14 protein-coding genes are annotated in these 14,916 nt (G+C 64.5%); 9 read left to right on the top strand and 5 right to left on the bottom strand.

The genetic code is table 11. The features are described from left to right. The first annotated feature begins 91 nt into the window (after positions 1-91). A complete protein-coding gene (locus LB515_RS14880; RefSeq protein ID WP_224708158.1) occupies positions 92-997 on the top strand; it encodes a LysR family transcriptional regulator in 906 nt (301 codons plus the stop codon). A gap of 58 nt (positions 998-1,055) precedes the next feature. On the opposite strand, the gene LB515_RS14875 is transcribed toward LB515_RS14880, so the two are convergent. From LB515_RS14875 to LB515_RS14860, 4 genes are all read right to left on the bottom strand, one after another. Continuing rightward, the gene (locus LB515_RS14875; protein WP_224708157.1) at positions 1,056-2,105 is read right to left on the bottom strand and encodes an aldo/keto reductase; all 1,050 of its coding nucleotides are present in this window, start codon (positions 2,103-2,105) and stop codon (positions 1,056-1,058) included. A gap of 128 nt (positions 2,106-2,233) precedes the next feature. Beyond that, entirely contained in the window at positions 2,234-2,635 is a 402-nt protein-coding gene (locus LB515_RS14870; RefSeq protein WP_224708156.1) for a type II toxin-antitoxin system VapC family toxin, read from the bottom strand. Continuing rightward, positions 2,635-2,889 (bottom strand): type II toxin-antitoxin system Phd/YefM family antitoxin, encoded by a 255-nt coding sequence (locus LB515_RS14865; RefSeq protein ID WP_112128570.1) that lies wholly within the window; start codon positions 2,887-2,889, stop codon positions 2,635-2,637. Before LB515_RS14865 ends, LB515_RS14870 begins: the two co-directional genes overlap by 1 nt. Positions 2,890-2,975: 86 nt before the next feature. Further along, complete coding sequence (locus LB515_RS14860) at positions 2,976-3,638, bottom strand: YggS family pyridoxal phosphate-dependent enzyme (RefSeq protein ID WP_095769738.1); 663 nt, start codon at positions 3,636-3,638, stop codon at positions 2,976-2,978. Between the two features lie 288 nt (positions 3,639-3,926). Here LB515_RS14860 and leuS point away from each other — a divergent pair, with 288 nt between their 5' ends. Both leuS and lptE read left to right on the top strand, forming a co-directional pair. Continuing rightward, positions 3,927-6,554 carry a leucine--tRNA ligase gene (gene leuS, locus LB515_RS14855; protein WP_224708155.1) on the top strand — a complete coding sequence of 876 codons (2,628 nt, stop codon included), beginning with the start codon at positions 3,927-3,929 and terminating at the stop codon, positions 6,552-6,554. Then, complete coding sequence (gene lptE / locus LB515_RS14850; protein WP_224608641.1) at positions 6,541-7,122, top strand: LPS assembly lipoprotein LptE; 582 nt, start codon at positions 6,541-6,543, stop codon at positions 7,120-7,122. The genes leuS and lptE overlap by 14 nt, the downstream gene beginning before the upstream one ends. A 388-nt stretch (positions 7,123-7,510) precedes the next feature. On the opposite strand, the gene fsa is transcribed toward lptE, so the two are convergent. Further along, the gene (gene fsa, locus LB515_RS14845) at positions 7,511-8,167 is read right to left on the bottom strand and encodes a fructose-6-phosphate aldolase (protein WP_224517043.1); all 657 of its coding nucleotides are present in this window, start codon (positions 8,165-8,167) and stop codon (positions 7,511-7,513) included. A gap of 90 nt (positions 8,168-8,257) precedes the next feature. Here fsa and LB515_RS14840 point away from each other — a divergent pair, with 90 nt between their 5' ends. From LB515_RS14840 to LB515_RS14815, 6 genes are all read left to right on the top strand, one after another. Beyond that, positions 8,258-10,441 carry a primosomal protein N' gene (locus LB515_RS14840; protein WP_224708154.1) on the top strand — a complete coding sequence of 728 codons (2,184 nt, stop codon included), beginning with the start codon at positions 8,258-8,260 and terminating at the stop codon, positions 10,439-10,441. A 33-nt stretch (positions 10,442-10,474) separates the two neighbouring features. After that, the gene (locus tag LB515_RS14835) at positions 10,475-11,170 is read left to right on the top strand and encodes an aspartate/glutamate racemase family protein (protein ID WP_224708153.1); all 696 of its coding nucleotides are present in this window, start codon (positions 10,475-10,477) and stop codon (positions 11,168-11,170) included. Positions 11,171-11,265: 95 nt separating this feature from the next. Further along, positions 11,266-11,661 carry a DUF4345 family protein gene (locus LB515_RS14830; protein WP_224547371.1) on the top strand — a complete coding sequence of 132 codons (396 nt, stop codon included), beginning with the start codon at positions 11,266-11,268 and terminating at the stop codon, positions 11,659-11,661. A gap of 235 nt (positions 11,662-11,896) precedes the next feature. Continuing rightward, a complete protein-coding gene (locus tag LB515_RS14825) occupies positions 11,897-12,457 on the top strand; it encodes a F0F1 ATP synthase subunit delta (protein ID WP_224708152.1) in 561 nt (186 codons plus the stop codon). Then, the gene (gene atpA / locus LB515_RS14820; RefSeq protein ID WP_224708151.1) at positions 12,457-13,986 is read left to right on the top strand and encodes a F0F1 ATP synthase subunit alpha; all 1,530 of its coding nucleotides are present in this window, start codon (positions 12,457-12,459) and stop codon (positions 13,984-13,986) included. Before LB515_RS14825 ends, atpA begins: the two co-directional genes overlap by 1 nt. A 29-nt stretch (positions 13,987-14,015) precedes the next feature. Further along, on the top strand, positions 14,016-14,900 hold the full coding sequence (locus tag LB515_RS14815; protein ID WP_224528287.1) for a F0F1 ATP synthase subunit gamma: 885 nt from the start codon (positions 14,016-14,018) through the stop codon (positions 14,898-14,900). Positions 14,901-14,916 lie beyond the last annotated feature (16 nt).

Genomic DNA, 14,916 nt, shown 5'->3' with positions numbered 1-14,916 from the left:
GTACATCCCGCGCCCGGACCGGAAGATCGTGATCCGCCAGGTTGTGAACCAGCCTTGCATCGGGCATATTTTCTGTGAAATAGATTCACGAATGGCGAGACCCGACATCAACCGCTCCGGCGAGATCGAAGTGTTCGTCCGCGTCGTCGAGGCGGGCAGCTTCTCGGCCGCGGCGCGGGCGCTGCGGATGACGCCGTCGGCGGTGAGCAAGCTGATCGCGCGGCTGGAGGCGCGGCTTGGCGCGCGGCTGATCAGCCGCTCGACGCGCAAGCTGCAGCTGACGCCGGAAGGGGCTGCCTTCCATGACAGCGGCCTGCGCATCCTCGCCGATCTCGACGCGGCCGAGCGCGAAGCGGCGGCAGGTGCTGCGCCGCGCGGCAGGCTGAGGGCCAACTCCTATGTGCCGTTCGGCCAGCACAGGCTGATGCCGCTGTTGCCGCGCTTCCTGGAAATTTATCCCGAGATTTTCGTCGAAGCCGTGCTGACCGACAGTGTCATCGACCTTCTGGAAGAGCGCGCCGATGTCGCCATCCGCGCCGGGCCGCTGCGCGAGTCACGCCTGATTGCGCGCAAGCTCGGCCAGAGCCGGATGGTCCTGGTCGCGTCGCCTGCGTATCTTGCAGCGCGCGGCAGGCCACGCGCATTGTCCGATCTCGCTCGCCACAACATGCTGGCCTTCGGCTTCGCCAGGCACATAGAGGGCTGGCCGTTTGTCGATGCGACAGGCAAATCGATCATCATGCCGATTGTCGGAAACATGTCGCTGACCGACGGCGAAGCGATGCGGCGAACGACGCTGGCAGGGGCCGGCATAGCCCGGCTGGCGCGCTGGCATGTCGAACCCGATATCGCCGCTGGGCTGCTCGTGCCGTTGCTTGAGGAGTTCAATCCCGGCGACGAGGAGCCGACGCATGCCGTCTATGTCGGTCAGGGCAAGCATCTGCCGGCCCGCGTCCGAGCGTTCCTCGATTTTCTCGCGGAAACCGTTCGTCTGTGAATGAGGAAAGAGCCGCGCGCCAATGGCACGCGGCTCCGACCTGTCTGCCCGAGCGGAATTACGCCTTCGGCACGAACGGCGCGGGACGCCGGCCGGCGCCTTGCCGCTCCAGCATCCAGCCGGGATACTCGGCAGGCAGTGCGCTTACCTCGTCGAGCCTGGCGAGGTCGTCGGCGTCGAGCTTCAAGCCGGTTGCGGCGAGGTTCTGCTCGAGCTGGTCCATGCGGCTGGCACCGATGAGGACGCTCATCACAAAAGGTTTGGCCAGCACATAGCCCAACGCCACCGTGGCGACGCTGACATCGTGCTTCCTGGCGACCTCGCGCATGACCGCAACCGCGGCCCAGGCGCGGTCCTCATTGACCGGCGGGAAATTGAAGGAAGCGCGCCGGCCCTCGCCATTGCCGGGTGCTCCGGGGCCGTATTTGCCGGAAAGCAGGCCGCCGGCCATCGGCGACCAGACCATCAGGCCGAGCTTTTCCTCGTTGATCAGCGGCACGATCTCACGCTCGAGATCGCGGCCGGCGATCGAGTAGTAGGATTGGATAGTCTCGAAGCGGGCATAACCTTTGCGCTCCGCGATGCCCAGCGCCTTGGCGATGCGCCAGGCCTGCCAGTTGGAGACGCCGACGTAACGGACCTTGCCGCTGGCGACGAGGTCGTCGAGCGCGCGCAACGTCTCGTCGATCGGCGTGACCGTGTCGGTGCCGTGCAGCTGGTATAGATCAATATGGTCGAGCTGCAGCCGCGTAAGGCTGCCGTCGACCGAATCCATGATGTGACCGCGCGAGGAGCCGCGCTCGTTCGGCCCGTTGCCCATGGCGCCATGCACCTTGGTGGCGATGATAACGTCCGAACGTTTCACGCCGAGATCCTTGAGCGACTGTCCCAGCAGCTGCTCGGACTGGCCGAAGGAATAGACATCCGCGGTGTCGAAGAAATTGACGCCGGCGGCGATCGAGCGGCCGACGATCTCGTTGACGCCCTTCTGGTCGAGACTGGCGATCAGGCCCCATTGGGCATTCTCGCCGGCGGCGCCGAATGTCATGGTGCCGAGGCAGAGTTCGGAAACGAACAGGCCGGTGTTGCCGAGCTGATTATAACGCATGGTGAGATTCCCCGAGAAAGGAGTGAATATGCACCAAGCAAATAGGAACGGTCCGTTTCGTTTCAAGTTCTGGCGCAAGCGCGGTGGTCAACTTGATGTGAAGTTGCCAATCAGCGGATCTTGAAACGTCAGACTTCCCAAGGATTGACGACCGTCACGCCCATGCCTTCGAAGTCGGCCACGTTTCGAGTGACCAGGATCAGGTCGTGCACGAGGGCGGTTGCCGCAATGAGGGTGTCGGCGTTCCCTCGCGTATGTCCGGCCGTGATACGGCCCCACGCGAGGGCGACCTCTTCCGTGATCGCCAGGATGCGGTCCGCATTGTCTCGGCGCAGTTCCCGCAGCCAGACGTCAAGCCGCGCTGCCCTGTCGGGGTCGGTCTTGCGCTGCTTGACGATCCCACGTTCGATCTCACCAATGGTGATCACACTGAGACTGATCGAGGTCGGATCAACCGAAGCCAGCCAGGCGGTTGGTTTCGGCAGTCGCCTCTGCGCGTCTGAAACAACGTTCGTATCGAGCAGATACATCAGAGGTCGACGTCCCGGATCATCGTATCCGAGCGGCGGGTGATTTCCTTATCAAACTCATCGTCCCAGCCGGGGCCGGTCAGAAGATATTCGGCGAGCGATTTCTTCTTCCCGGCCAAGCGGTCGTAGTCCTCGGCGGACAGCACGACCGCAGCCCGTTCGCCGCGAAGCGTCACGGTCTGCGGCCCTTCTGTTCGCGCGCGCTGGACCACTTTTGAAAAATTGTTCTTCGCGTCCTGAAGATGCCAGTTCATCCGCAGCTCCTAGCTAGCTTGGCTAGATATAGCGTGGCGGCAGCGGATCATCAATCAACCCCACGGAAAGATAGCGGGTGACGGCGTCACCGGTTGCCGAAGATTGCCGACCCGACCCTGACGCTGGTCGCGCCGAAGGCGATGGCGGTCTCGTAATCGCCGGACATGCCCATCGAGAGCTTCGCGACACCGGCCTCGCGGGCGAGCTTTTCCAGCAGCGCGAAATGCGGGCCGGGGTTTTCATCGGCCGGCGGGATGCACATCAGGCCTTCGATGGCGAGACCGTGCATGTCGCGGCAGCGTTTGACGAAAGCGACCGCCTCGCGCGGCTCGATGCCGGCCTTTTGCGGCTCGGAGCCGGTGTTGACCTGGACATAGAGTTTCGGCGCCCGGCCCTGCCGCGCCATTTCTTTTGAAAGCTCGGCGGCGATCTTCTCACGGTCGACCGTCTCGATGATATCGAAAAGCGCCACCGCTTCCTTGGCCTTGTTGGATTGCAGCGGGCCAATCAGGTGCAGCTCGATATCAGCGAATGCCGCCTTCAGCGCCGGCCATTTGCCTTGCGCTTCCTGCACGCGGTTCTCGCCGAAGACGCGCTGGCCTGCCTCGATGACGGGGCGGATGTCCTCGGCCGCGAAGGTCTTCGACACCGCCACAAGCGTGACGGCGCCGGGCGCTCGCTTCGCCTCGCGCTCGGCGTTCGCGATCTTCGCCCTGACCGCGTGAAGCTGCTCTACGGCGTTCGTCATGCCACTATCCTGCCTATAGTTTTCATGGTCGGCCGGCTCGCCGCAGTTGACGGGTCCGGCAATCCATGGTGAACACCGCGACGACATTGTCTCGGCTGCCGGCCTAGGCGTGTCGATATTCAGGTGATGCCGGCCTGCAAATGCCGGTTTCCTGCGCTTCCGGTGCTCACGTACTTAAGTACGCTTCGCTCCGGTTCTCGGAACCCGCCATTTTCGGCTCGGCCTGACCTGAATATCGACACGCCTTAATCCAGCACCGCGCACCTGCTTTTAAGTGAAAAACATCCGATGGCAACCGAACGATACAATCCGCGCACGTCAGAGCCCAAATGGCAGAAGGCCTGGGCCGAAAAGAAGCTGTTCGAGGCCCGCAACGACGACCCGAAGCCGAAATACTACGTGCTCGAGATGTTCCCCTATCCATCGGGCAAGATCCATATCGGCCACACCCGCAACTACACGATGGGCGACGTGGTGGCGCGCTACAAACGCGCCAAGGGTTTCAACGTGCTGCACCCGATGGGCTGGGACGCGTTCGGCATGCCGGCCGAAAACGCCGCCATGCAGAACAAGGTCCATCCCAAGGACTGGACCTACGAAAACATCGCGGTCATGCGTGAGCAGCTCAAGATGATGGGCCTGTCGCTCGACTGGGCGCGCGAGTTCGCGACCTGCGACGTCGACTATTACCACCGCCAGCAGATGCTGTTCCTCGACTTCGTCGAGAAGGGCTTGGTGACGCGCAAATCCTCCAAGGTCAACTGGGACCCGGAGGATATGACGGTGCTCGCCAACGAGCAGGTCATCGACGGCCGCGGCTGGCGCTCGGGCGCGCTGGTCGAGCAGCGCGAGCTGACGCAGTGGTTCTTCAAGATCACCGACTTCGCGCAGGACCTGCTGGACTCGCTCAACGGACTCGAAGAGTGGCCGGAAAAGGTCAAGCTGATGCAGCACAACTGGATCGGCCGCTCGGAAGGGCTGCTGATCCGCTGGCCGCTGGCGGCACCGGTTGGCGACACACATGAGTTGGAAGTCTACACGACCAGGCCGGACACCATCTTCGGCGCCTCCTTCATGGCGGTCGCCGCCGACCATCCGCTGGCGAGAAAAGCCGCCGAGAACAATGTCGAGCTGGCGAAGTTCATCGACGAGGTCCGCCACATGGGCACCTCGGTGGCGGCGCTCGAGACGGCCGAAAAGAAGGGTTTCGACACCGGCATCCGCGTCGTCCATCCGTTCGACGAGAATTGGACGCTGCCGGTCTATGTCGCCAATTTCGTGCTGATGGAATACGGCACCGGCGCCATTTTCGGCTGCCCGTCGGGCGATCAGCGCGACCTCGACTTCGCCAACAAATACGGCCTGCCGGTGATCCCGGTGGTTATGCCGGAAGGCGAAAACCAGGGGAGCTTCCAGATCATCGAGGAGGCCTATGACGGCGACGGCGTGATGATCAATTCGCGCTTCCTTGACGGCATGAAGCCCGAGAGGGCGTTCGATGAAGTGGCCAAGCTCCTGGAGCAGAAAAGCATCGGCGGCCGGCCGATGGCGGAGCGCAAGGTGAATTTCCGCCTGCGCGACTGGGGCATTTCGCGCCAGCGCTATTGGGGCTGCCCGATCCCGATGATCCATTGCGAAGCCTGCGGCGTCGTGCCGGTGCCGAAGGCCGACCTGCCGGTCAAGCTGCCCGACGACATCGAGTTCGACCGCCCAGGCAACCCGCTCGACCGTCATCCGACATGGCGGCATGTGAAATGCCCGCAATGCGGCCGCGATGCGCGGCGCGAGACCGACACGATGGACACCTTCGTCGATTCGTCCTGGTATTTCGCGCGCTTCACCGCGCCGTGGGCAAACGAGCCGACCGAGCCGAAAGCGGCCGACGAATGGCTGGCGGTAGACCAGTATATCGGCGGCATCGAGCACGCGATCCTGCATCTGCTCTATTCGCGCTTCTTCACGCGCGCCATGCGCGAGACCGGTCACCTGAACCTGGCGGAGCCGTTCAAGGGCCTTTTCACGCAGGGCATGGTGGTGCACGAGACCTACCGCGTCGGTGGCCCGTCCAACAACGGACGCTGGCTGTCGCCGGGCGAGGTCAGGATCGAGGACGTGGGCGGCAAGCGCCGTGCCGTCGAGATCGCCACCGGCGAGGAGGCGACGATCGGCGCGCTGGAGAAAATGTCGAAGTCGAAGAAGAACACGGTGAGCCCGGAAGAGATCACCGACGGTTACGGCGCCGACACGGCACGCTGGTTCATGCTGTCGGACTCGCCGCCGGAGCGCGACGTCGAATGGACCGACGAGGGCGCGGCCGGCGCGCACCGCTTCGTGCAGCGCATCTGGCGCCTGGTGCAGATCGCGGCCGAATCTCTGCCCGGCATCAAGCCCGCGGCGGCGAAGGATGGCGAGGCGGGCGTGGTTTCCAAGGCCGCGCACAAGATCCTGAAGGCGGTTGGCGAGGACATCGAGAAGCTCGGCTTCAACCGCGCGATCGCCCGCATCTACGAGCTCGCCAATGTGCTGGCCGCGCCGCTGGCCGACGTTGCCGAAGGCAAGGCCGACGACGCGCTGAAGGGCGCTTGCCGCGAGGCGGTGGAAATCCTGGTGCACATCATCGCGCCGGTCATGCCGCATCTGGCGGAGGAATGCTGGCAGGAGCTGGGCGGCGCCGAAATGGTCGCCGAGCGGCCCTGGCCGGTCTACGACCCGGCCCTTGTCGTCGACAACGAGATCGTGCTGCCGGTGCAGGTCAACGGCAAGAAGCGCGGGGATTTGACAATTGCCCGCGACGCGGATCAAGGTGCCGTCGAAAAAGCGGTGCTGGCTCTCGACTTCGTGCAAAAAGCACTGGAAGGTAAGGCTCCGCGCAAGGTGATCATCGTCCCGCAGAGGATCGTCAATGTCGTTGCCTGATCCGGTGAAGTCACAACCGGTCCGCCTGCGCGGCCGCCTGGCGGTCTGCGGCATGGTCGCCGCGCTTGCGCTGGTTTCGGCCTGCACCGTGCGGCCGCTCTATTCCAGCCAGCCGCTGTCGCCCGGATCGCAGCTCAGCGCATCCGCCGAGCTCGCCTCGATCTCGATCAAGCCGGTCAACACGCGCTACGCGCAGCAGGTGCGCAACAATCTGATCTTCGCCTTCGGGCAAGGCTCGGGCGAGCCGGCCGCGCCGGCCTACACGCTCGATCTCGGCGTCACCGAGCTCGTCGAATCGGCGGCCATCGTGCAGGTGCAGACCCAGGAAGACGAGCCGACGGCGGGCACGGTCACGCTGACCGCCAACTACGTGCTCAGGGACACCGCGACCAACACGGTGATTGCCGTCGGCAAGCGCTCGATCCCCTCGTCCTTCGACCGGCCGCGCCAGGAATTCGCGGCCTATCGTGCGCAGATCGATGCGGAGAACCGCGCTGCGCGTGAGCTTGCCGATCTGCTGCGTCTTTCCATTGCTCAGGATTTGGCCAGGCACGGCAAAAAGGCCTAGTTCCTCGCCGGAGATTGGCTGAAGCCTTCCGAACTTCGTCATCCTAGGGCGGAGCAGCCGCGAAGCGGCGTCGCGTAGACCCTAGGATCCATTCCGTTACCTCGGCCTGAAGGTGCGGCGGAGCAGAATTCTGCACCGTTGCGACGCTCGTATGTCACGGAATGGATCCTCGGGTCTGCGCGCGTCGCTTCGCTCCTTGCTCCGCCCGTGGATGACGATCGCGATGGGCGTTCCGGCCAATCGCCGAGCCAGGTGACCTGGCAAGGCATAGGCGCTTTGCCACGAAAAAAAGGCCGGTTGCCCGGCCTTCTTTGCTACTCAGTTGCTTTTTGCCTTGCGCAATTCCCGGACGGAAAATTGTTACACTTTTCCTGGAATTGCTCCGGCCTCAGCCGATCTTCTGGCCGGTCTTCGCCCAGTCGGCGAGGAAGGCGGCGAGGCCCTTATCGGTCAGCGGATGATTGACCAGCGCCTTCAGCGTGGCCGGCGGCGCGGTGACGATGTCGGCGCCGATCAGCGCGGCCTGCTTGACGTGGTTCACCGTGCGCACCGAGGCGGTCAGGATCTCGGTCTTGAAATCGTAATTGTCGTAGATGGTGCGGATTTCCGAGATCAGCTCCATGCCGTCCGAGCCGGTGTCGTCGATGCGGCCGACGAAAGGCGAGATGAAGGAGGCGCCGGCCTTGGCGGCCAGCAACGCCTGGTTGGCCGAGAAGCAGAGCGTCACGTTGACCATGCGGTTCATCTCGGTGCGGATGGTCTTGCAGGCCTTGAGGCCGTCCAGCGTCAGCGGCACCTTGATGGCCACGTTCGGCGCGATCTTGGCCAACACCTCGGCCTCGGCCATCATGTCCTTGTATTCGGTCGCCACGACCTCGGCCGAGACCGGGCCTTCGACGATGTCGCAGATCTGCTTGGTGACTTCGGAAATCTTGCCACCCGATTTCAGGATCAGCGAGGGGTTGGTGGTGACTCCGTCGAGCAGCCCCAGATCGTTGAGCTCCTTGATTTCCTTGATGTCAGCGGTGTCGACAAAAAATTTCATGGCGGTCTCCTTGGGGATTGCCGGGCGCCAGCCAGGCAGATGCGAGGGTCCCCTTTGATCTAGAGCAAAGTCGGGGCAAGGTCACGCCCGATGATCGAAGATTCGCCCTTTGTCGCAGCCGCGCCCGTGCTGGTGCCAATGCCCGCCGAACGGCCCTATACCTATGCCGTGCCGCCGGGCATGCGCGTGGTGCCGGGCTCGATCGTGCGCGTGCCGCTCGGGCCGCGCCAGGTCGCGGGCATCGTCTGGGACGGCGCCGTCGAAACCGTCGATACGAAGAAATTGCGGCCGATCGAGGAGGTGTTCGACTGCCCGCCGATCGACAGGGCGATGCGCCGCTTCGTCGACTGGATCGCGCAATACACGCTCTCTGCCCCCGGCATGGTGGCCCGTATGCTGCTGCGCGCGCCCGAGGCTTTCGACCCCGAGCCGTGGATCGAAGGGCTGCAGCGCACGCTGGCCGAACCGGACCGGTTGACCGACGCGCGGCGGCGCGTGTTGGAGACGGCCGAAGGCGGCCTTGCCTGGACGCGCTCTGGGCTGGCGCACGCCGCTGGCGTCTCCTCGACCGTCATCGACGGGTTGCGGGCGCAGGGCGTGTTCGAGACGGTGATGATCCCGCCGCGTCCGGTGGTGGCGGCGCCCGATCCTTCTCATGCCGTGCCGGAATTGATGCCTGACCAGAAAGCGGCGGCGGACAAGCTGCGCGCCGCGGTCGCCGCCGATGGCTTTAACGTCACGCTGCTCGACGGCGTCACCGGCTCCGGCAAGACGGAAGTCTATTTCGAAGCGGTGGCAGCGGCGCTCGACAAGGGCAGACAGGTGCTGATCCTGTTGCCGGAAATCGCGCTGACGCACGCCTTCCTGGAACGTTTCCAGGACCGGTTCGGCGCCAAGCCGGCGGAATGGCATTCCGACCTGCCGCCGCGGATGCGCGAACGCGTCTGGCGCCAGATTGCGGAAGGCGGCGTGCGCGTCGTCGCCGGCGCGCGTTCGGCGCTGTTCCTGCCGTTCAAGGAACTCGGCCTGATCGTCGTCGACGAGGAGCACGATCCCGCCTACAAGCAGGAAGACCGCGTCTTCTACAATGCGCGCGACATGGCGGTGGTACGCGGCCATATCGGTGCTTTCCCGGTCGTGCTCGCTTCGGCGACGCCCTCGGTGGAAAGCCGGGTCAATGCCAGCCAGGGCCGCTACGATCGGGCCGTGCTGTCGTCGCGTTTCGCCGAGGCAGCGCTTCCCGACCTCAAGTCGATCGACATGCGGCGTTCCCCGCCGGCGCGCGGCGGCTTCCTGTCGCCGGTCTTGCTGGAGCAGATGCAGCGCACGCTGGAGAGGAAAGAGCAGTCGCTGCTCTTCCTCAACAGGCGCGGTTATGCGCCGCTGACGCTCTGCCGCGTCTGCGGCCACCGCTTCGGCTGCCCGGTCTGCTCGGCCTGGCTGGTCGAGCACCGGTTTCGCGGCCAGCTCGTCTGCCATCATTGCGGCCATAACGAGCGGCGGCCGGAAGCCTGCCCGGAATGCGGCACGCTCGACCATCTGGTGGCATGCGGCCCAGGCGTCGAGCGCATCGCCGAGGAAGTGGTCGGGCATTTTCCCGATGCCCGCACCATCGTGCTGTCGTCCGATCTTCTGGGCGGCGTGCGCCGGCTCAGGCTCGAGCTCGAGGCCGTCGCCAGTGGCGAGGCCGATATCGTCATTGGCACGCAGCTGGTCGCCAAGGGTCATAATTTTCCCGGCATGACGCTGGTCGGCGTGGTCGATGCGGATCTGGGATTGGCCAATGGCGATCCGCGCGCCGCCGAGCGCACCTTCCAACTGCTCAGCCAGGTGACGGGGCGCGCCGGCCGCACCGGCAAGAAGAGCCTCGGCCTCCTGCAGACCTACCAGCCGGACCATCCGGTGATGCGCGCGATCGTCTCGGGCGATTCGGAAGCCTTTTATGAGCGCGAGATCGCCGAGCGCGAGCGGGCGGCGCTGCCGCCCTTCGGCCGGCTCGCCGGCATCATCGTCAGCGCCGCGACACGCGGCGAGGCGGAAAGCCATGCACGGGGGCTAAGGCGCGCGGCGCCGCAGGCTACCGACCTCTTCGTGCTCGGCCCGGCCGAGGCGCCCTTGTCGCTGATCGGCGGCCGTCACCGATTCCGGCTGTTGGTGCAAGGCGAACGGCGCGCGGACATGCAAGGCTTTGTTCGGGCCATGTTGGCGAATGGACCGAAGCTGCGCGGCTCGGTCAGGGTGCAGGTCGACATCGACCCGCAGAGCTTCTTATAACCGGGAGAGACAGCCCCAACGGAGTGGTCGTTTATGAAAACCCTCGGCCTTCTCGGCGGCATGAGTTGCGAATCGACCGCGATCTATTACCGCCTGCTCAACGAGATCGTGTGCGAGCGGCTGGGCGGGCTGCATTCGGCCAAGCTGTTGCTGCGGTCGTTCGATTTCGCCGAGATCGCCGAACGCCAGCATGCCGGCGACTGGGAAGGCGCCGGCGCTCTTCTGGTGGAAGCCGCGCGCAAGCTGGAGGCGGGCGGGGCCGAGGGCCTGGTGATCTGCACCAACACCATGCACAAGCTCGCCGACGCGGTGCAGGCCGCCATATCGATCCCGCTCATCCACATCGCCGACGCCACGGCGCATGCCGTCCTCGATGCCGGCGTGAAGCGGCCGGCGCTGCTGGCGACACGCTTCACCATGGAGCAGGATTTCTACAAGGGACGGCTCGCGGAGAAATACGGCCTGCAGCCGATCGTGCCCGACCAGGGCGGCCGCGACATGGTGCATCGGGTGATCTATGACGAGCTCTGCCAGGGCATCGTCAGGCCCGAATCGAAATCCGCCTATCTCGACGAGATCGGCCGGATGCGGCGCATTGACCGGGTGGACGGCGTCATCATGGGATGCACCGAGATCACCATGTTGATCGGCCAGGGCGATTTCGACATTCCGGTCTTCGACACGACGCGCATCCATGCCGCGGCCGCGGTCGATTTCGCGCTCGCCTGATGCGCGGCACCTAATGTGCCCGCCGTCCTCTGGCGCGCCTTCATTCCCTGGCTAGAATGCCGCCGTTTCAGAACAAGAAATAAGAGGGGGATTTTATGGACTTCGCGTTTCCGTGGCCCGCCAGCCAGGGTGAGTGGCTGGCCTGGTCGAGCGCCGTCGTGACCTTGGCGCTCGGCCTGTTCCTGTTCCTGGCGCCGGCGCTTGCGTTTCGTGTGCTGCGCCTGCAGCCAAGGCCCGAGAAAGCGGCGGCGATCGCCGAGGGACGCGGCCGCATGTCGGGCTTTTATCTCGGCGTCAGCCTGTGCTGCATTCTTCTGGCGCAGCCGCTGCTTTACATGGCGCTGGGCTTCTCCTGGCTGTTCACCGCCTTCGGCCGGCTTCTGTCGATGATGTCGGACGGCGCCAACACCCCTTTCAACTGGGTGTCGATCGTGGTTGAATTGGCGCTGGCGGCGCTGCCGCTGGCCTTTGCCTTCGGCTTTGTACCGTGAATTCGGCGCTTGGGGTTGGCCTTCGCCGCCTGATGCGACAAAAGTGCCTGAAAACCATGCCGGACGATGCATTGCGGTCTTAAAAAGCCTGTGCTAGACGGCAATCGACTTTCGACCGGGGATAGCGGAAGCCGCGCCTCCGTGCTTGGAAAAATGCAGTAAGGTCAAAGATTTAGCCAGAGTTTTCGCTCGCGCCAACAATCTGCGGCCTGTCAGACAAGAGAAAAGACGGTCCGTGGCCCAATCGTCATCGCCAATCTCAGCTGTCGCCGAACGCTATGCAGGCTCGCTATTCGAGCTTGCGCTGCAGGACAATTCAGTCGCCAAGGTCGAGGCCGACCTCGCCAGCTTCGAGGCAATGCTCGACAGCAGCGACGATCTCGCGCGGCTGATCAACAGCCCGGTGTTTTCCGGCGAGGACCAGGCAAGGGCCATCGCCGCCATCGCCGACAAGGCCCAGATCACCGGCCTGGTGGGCAATTTCCTGCGCGTCGTCGCCAAGAACCGCCGCCTGTTCGCGGTACCCGGCATGATCAAGGCATTCCGCCAGATCGCCGCCGACCACCGCGGCGAGGCATCGGCCGAGGTCACCTCGGCGCATGCGCTGACGGCGGCGCAGCAGGCTGAACTCCAGGCGACGCTGAAGAGCATCGCCGGCAAGGACGTGGCTATTGCCATGACCGTCGATCCGTCACTGCTCGGCGGCCTGATCGTCAAGATGGGCTCGCGCCAGATCGATACGTCGCTCAAAACCAAACTCAATTCGCTCAAGCTTGCACTGAAAGAGGTCGGCTGATGGACATCCGCGCCGCGGAAATTTCCGCAATTCTGAAAGACCAGATCAAGAATTTCGGCAGGGAGGCCGAGGTCTCCGAAGTCGGCCAGGTTCTGTCCGTCGGTGACGGCATCGCCCGCGTCTACGGCCTCGATAACGTCCAGGCCGGCGAGATGGTCGAATTCCCGGGCGGCATCCGCGGCATGGCGCTGAACCTCGAAGCAGACAATGTCGGCGTCGTCATCTTCGGTGCCGACCGCGACATCAAGGAAGGCGACACCGTCAAGCGCACCGGCGCCATCGTCGACGCGCCTGTCGGCATGGGCCTGCTCGGCCGCGTCGTCGACGCGCTGGGCAATCCGATCGACGGCAAGGGCCCGATCAAGGCAACCGAACGCAAGCGTGTCGACGTCAAGGCGCCCGGCATCATCCCGCGCAAGTCGGTGCATGAGCCGATGTCGACCGGCCTCAAGGCCATCGACGCGCTGATCCCGGTCGGCCGCGGCCAGCGCGAGCTGGTCATCGGCGACCGCCAGACCGGCAAGACCGCCATCATCCTCGACACGATGCTGAACCAGAAGTCGGTGCACGACAACGGCCCCGAGAAGGAAAAGCTCTACTGCGTCTACGTCGCCGTCGGCCAGAAGCGCTCGACCGTCGCGCAATTCGTAAAGGTGCTGGAAGAGCGCGGCGCGCTCGAATATTCGATCATCGTCGCCGCCACCGCGTCCGATCCGGCGCCGATGCAGTTCCTGGCGCCGTTCACCGCCTGCACCATGGGCGAATATTTCCGCGACAACGGCATGCATGCGCTGATCAGCTATGACGATCTGTCGAAGCAGGCCGTCGCCTACCGCCAGATGTCGCTCTTGCTGCGCCGCCCGCCGGGCCGCGAAGCCTATCCCGGCGACGTCTTCTACCTGCACTCGCGCCTGCTCGAGCGTGCCGCCAAGCTCAATGATGACAACGGCAACGGGTCGCTGACCGCGCTGCCGATCATCGAGACGCAGGCCAATGACGTGTCGGCCTACATCCCGACCAACGTGATCTCGATCACCGACGGCCAGATCTTCCTCGAGACCAACCTGTTCTTCCAGGGCATCCGTCCGGCGGTGAACGTCGGCCTGTCGGTGTCGCGCGTCGGCTCCTCGGCGCAGATCAAGGCGATGAAGCAGGTCGCCGGCTCCATCAAGGGCGAGCTCGCGCAGTATCGCGAAATGGCTGCCTTCGCGCAGTTCGGCTCCGACCTCGACGCGGCAACGCAGCGTCTGCTCAATCGCGGTTCGCGCCTGACCGAGCTGCTCAAGCAGCCGCAATTCTCGCCGCTCAAGGTCGAGGAGCAGGTCGCAGTGATCTTCGCCGGCGTCAACGGCTATCTCGACAAGCTGCCGCTGAACCAGGTCGGCAAGTTCGAGCATGGGCTGCTCAGCCATATGCGCTCGGCCGGCAGGGACGTGCTCGACGGCATCCGCAAGGAGAAGGCGCTGTCGGACGATTTGCGCGCCAAGCTCAAGGCCGAGATCGACGCCTTCGCCAAGACCTTCGCTTGAACGAAGCTGGACGGGATCAGGTTTGAAGCATGGCTTCGTTAAAAGACCTTCGTAACCGTATCGCCTCGGTCAAGGCGACGCAGAAGATCACCAAGGCGATGCAGATGGTCGCCGCGGCGAAGCTGCGTCGCGCGCAGGAAGCGGCGGAAGCAGCCAGACCCTATTCCGAGCGCATGGGCGCGGTCCTGGCCAACATCACCCAGGCGATCGGCGGCGGCGGCGATGCCCCGGCGCTGATGACGGGCACCGGCAGGGACGACGTGCATCTGCTCATCGTCTGCACGGCCGAGCGCGGCCTGTGCGGCGGCTTCAACTCGCAGATCGCGCGCCTCGCCCGCGACCACATCCGCAGGCTGCTGGCCGATGGCAAGCAGGTGAAGATCATCTGCGTCGGCAAGAAAGGCTATGACATTCTGCGCCGCGACTACGCTTCGATGATTCTGGAGCGTGTCGACCTGCGCGAGGTGAAGACTCTCGGCTTCGCCAATGCCGATGCGATCGCACGCAAGGTCATTCACCTCTTCAACGATGGCGGCTTCGACATCTGCACGCTGTTCTATTCGCAGTTCAAGTCGGTGATCAGCCAGATCCCGACGGCGCAACAGATCATCCCGGCGGCCGCCGGGTCGACCGCTCCCGAGGCGACCAGTGGCGGCAATGCCGTCTACGAATACGAGCCGGAGCCGGGCGAGATCCTTTCCGACCTCATTCCGCGCAACATCGCCGTGCAGATCTTCCGCGCGCTGCTGGAGAACGCGGCCGGCGAGATGGGCGCCAAGATGAGCGCGATGGACAATGCGACGCGCAACGCCGGCGACATGATCAACAAGCTGTCGATCACCTACAACCGCCAGCGGCAGGCGCAGATCACCAAGGAACTGATCGAGATCATTTCGGGCGCCGAGGCGCTCTAATCACGCGCCGCGCGGG

Origin of the sequence: Mesorhizobium sp. CA15, from assembly GCF_020165215.1 — a bacterium.
GTDB lineage: Bacteria > Pseudomonadota > Alphaproteobacteria > Rhizobiales > Rhizobiaceae > Mesorhizobium.
The sequence above is the reverse complement of the archived record's forward strand: the minus strand, read 5'-3'. Positions and strand labels throughout refer to the sequence as shown.

Coding starts and splice junctions, on each gene's coding strand:
- LB515_RS14880 (WP_224708158.1), top strand. CDS start 92: ATGGCGAGACCCGACATCAACCGCTCCGGCGAGATCGAAGTGTTCGTC.
- LB515_RS14875 (WP_224708157.1), bottom strand. CDS start 2,105: ATGCGTTATAATCAGCTCGGCAACACCGGCCTGTTCGTTTCCGAACTC.
- LB515_RS14870 (WP_224708156.1), bottom strand. CDS start 2,635: ATGTATCTGCTCGATACGAACGTTGTTTCAGACGCGCAGAGGCGACTG.
- LB515_RS14865 (WP_112128570.1), bottom strand. CDS start 2,889: ATGAACTGGCATCTTCAGGACGCGAAGAACAATTTTTCAAAAGTGGTC.
- LB515_RS14860 (WP_095769738.1), bottom strand. CDS start 3,638: ATGACGAACGCCGTAGAGCAGCTTCACGCGGTCAGGGCGAAGATCGCG.
- leuS (WP_224708155.1), top strand. CDS start 3,927: ATGGCAACCGAACGATACAATCCGCGCACGTCAGAGCCCAAATGGCAG.
- lptE (WP_224608641.1), top strand. CDS start 6,541: ATGTCGTTGCCTGATCCGGTGAAGTCACAACCGGTCCGCCTGCGCGGC.
- fsa (WP_224517043.1), bottom strand. CDS start 8,167: ATGAAATTTTTTGTCGACACCGCTGACATCAAGGAAATCAAGGAGCTC.
- LB515_RS14840 (WP_224708154.1), top strand. CDS start 8,258: ATGATCGAAGATTCGCCCTTTGTCGCAGCCGCGCCCGTGCTGGTGCCA.
- LB515_RS14835 (WP_224708153.1), top strand. CDS start 10,475: ATGAAAACCCTCGGCCTTCTCGGCGGCATGAGTTGCGAATCGACCGCG.
- LB515_RS14830 (WP_224547371.1), top strand. CDS start 11,266: ATGGACTTCGCGTTTCCGTGGCCCGCCAGCCAGGGTGAGTGGCTGGCC.
- atpA (WP_224708151.1), top strand. CDS start 12,457: ATGGACATCCGCGCCGCGGAAATTTCCGCAATTCTGAAAGACCAGATC.
- LB515_RS14815 (WP_224528287.1), top strand. CDS start 14,016: ATGGCTTCGTTAAAAGACCTTCGTAACCGTATCGCCTCGGTCAAGGCG.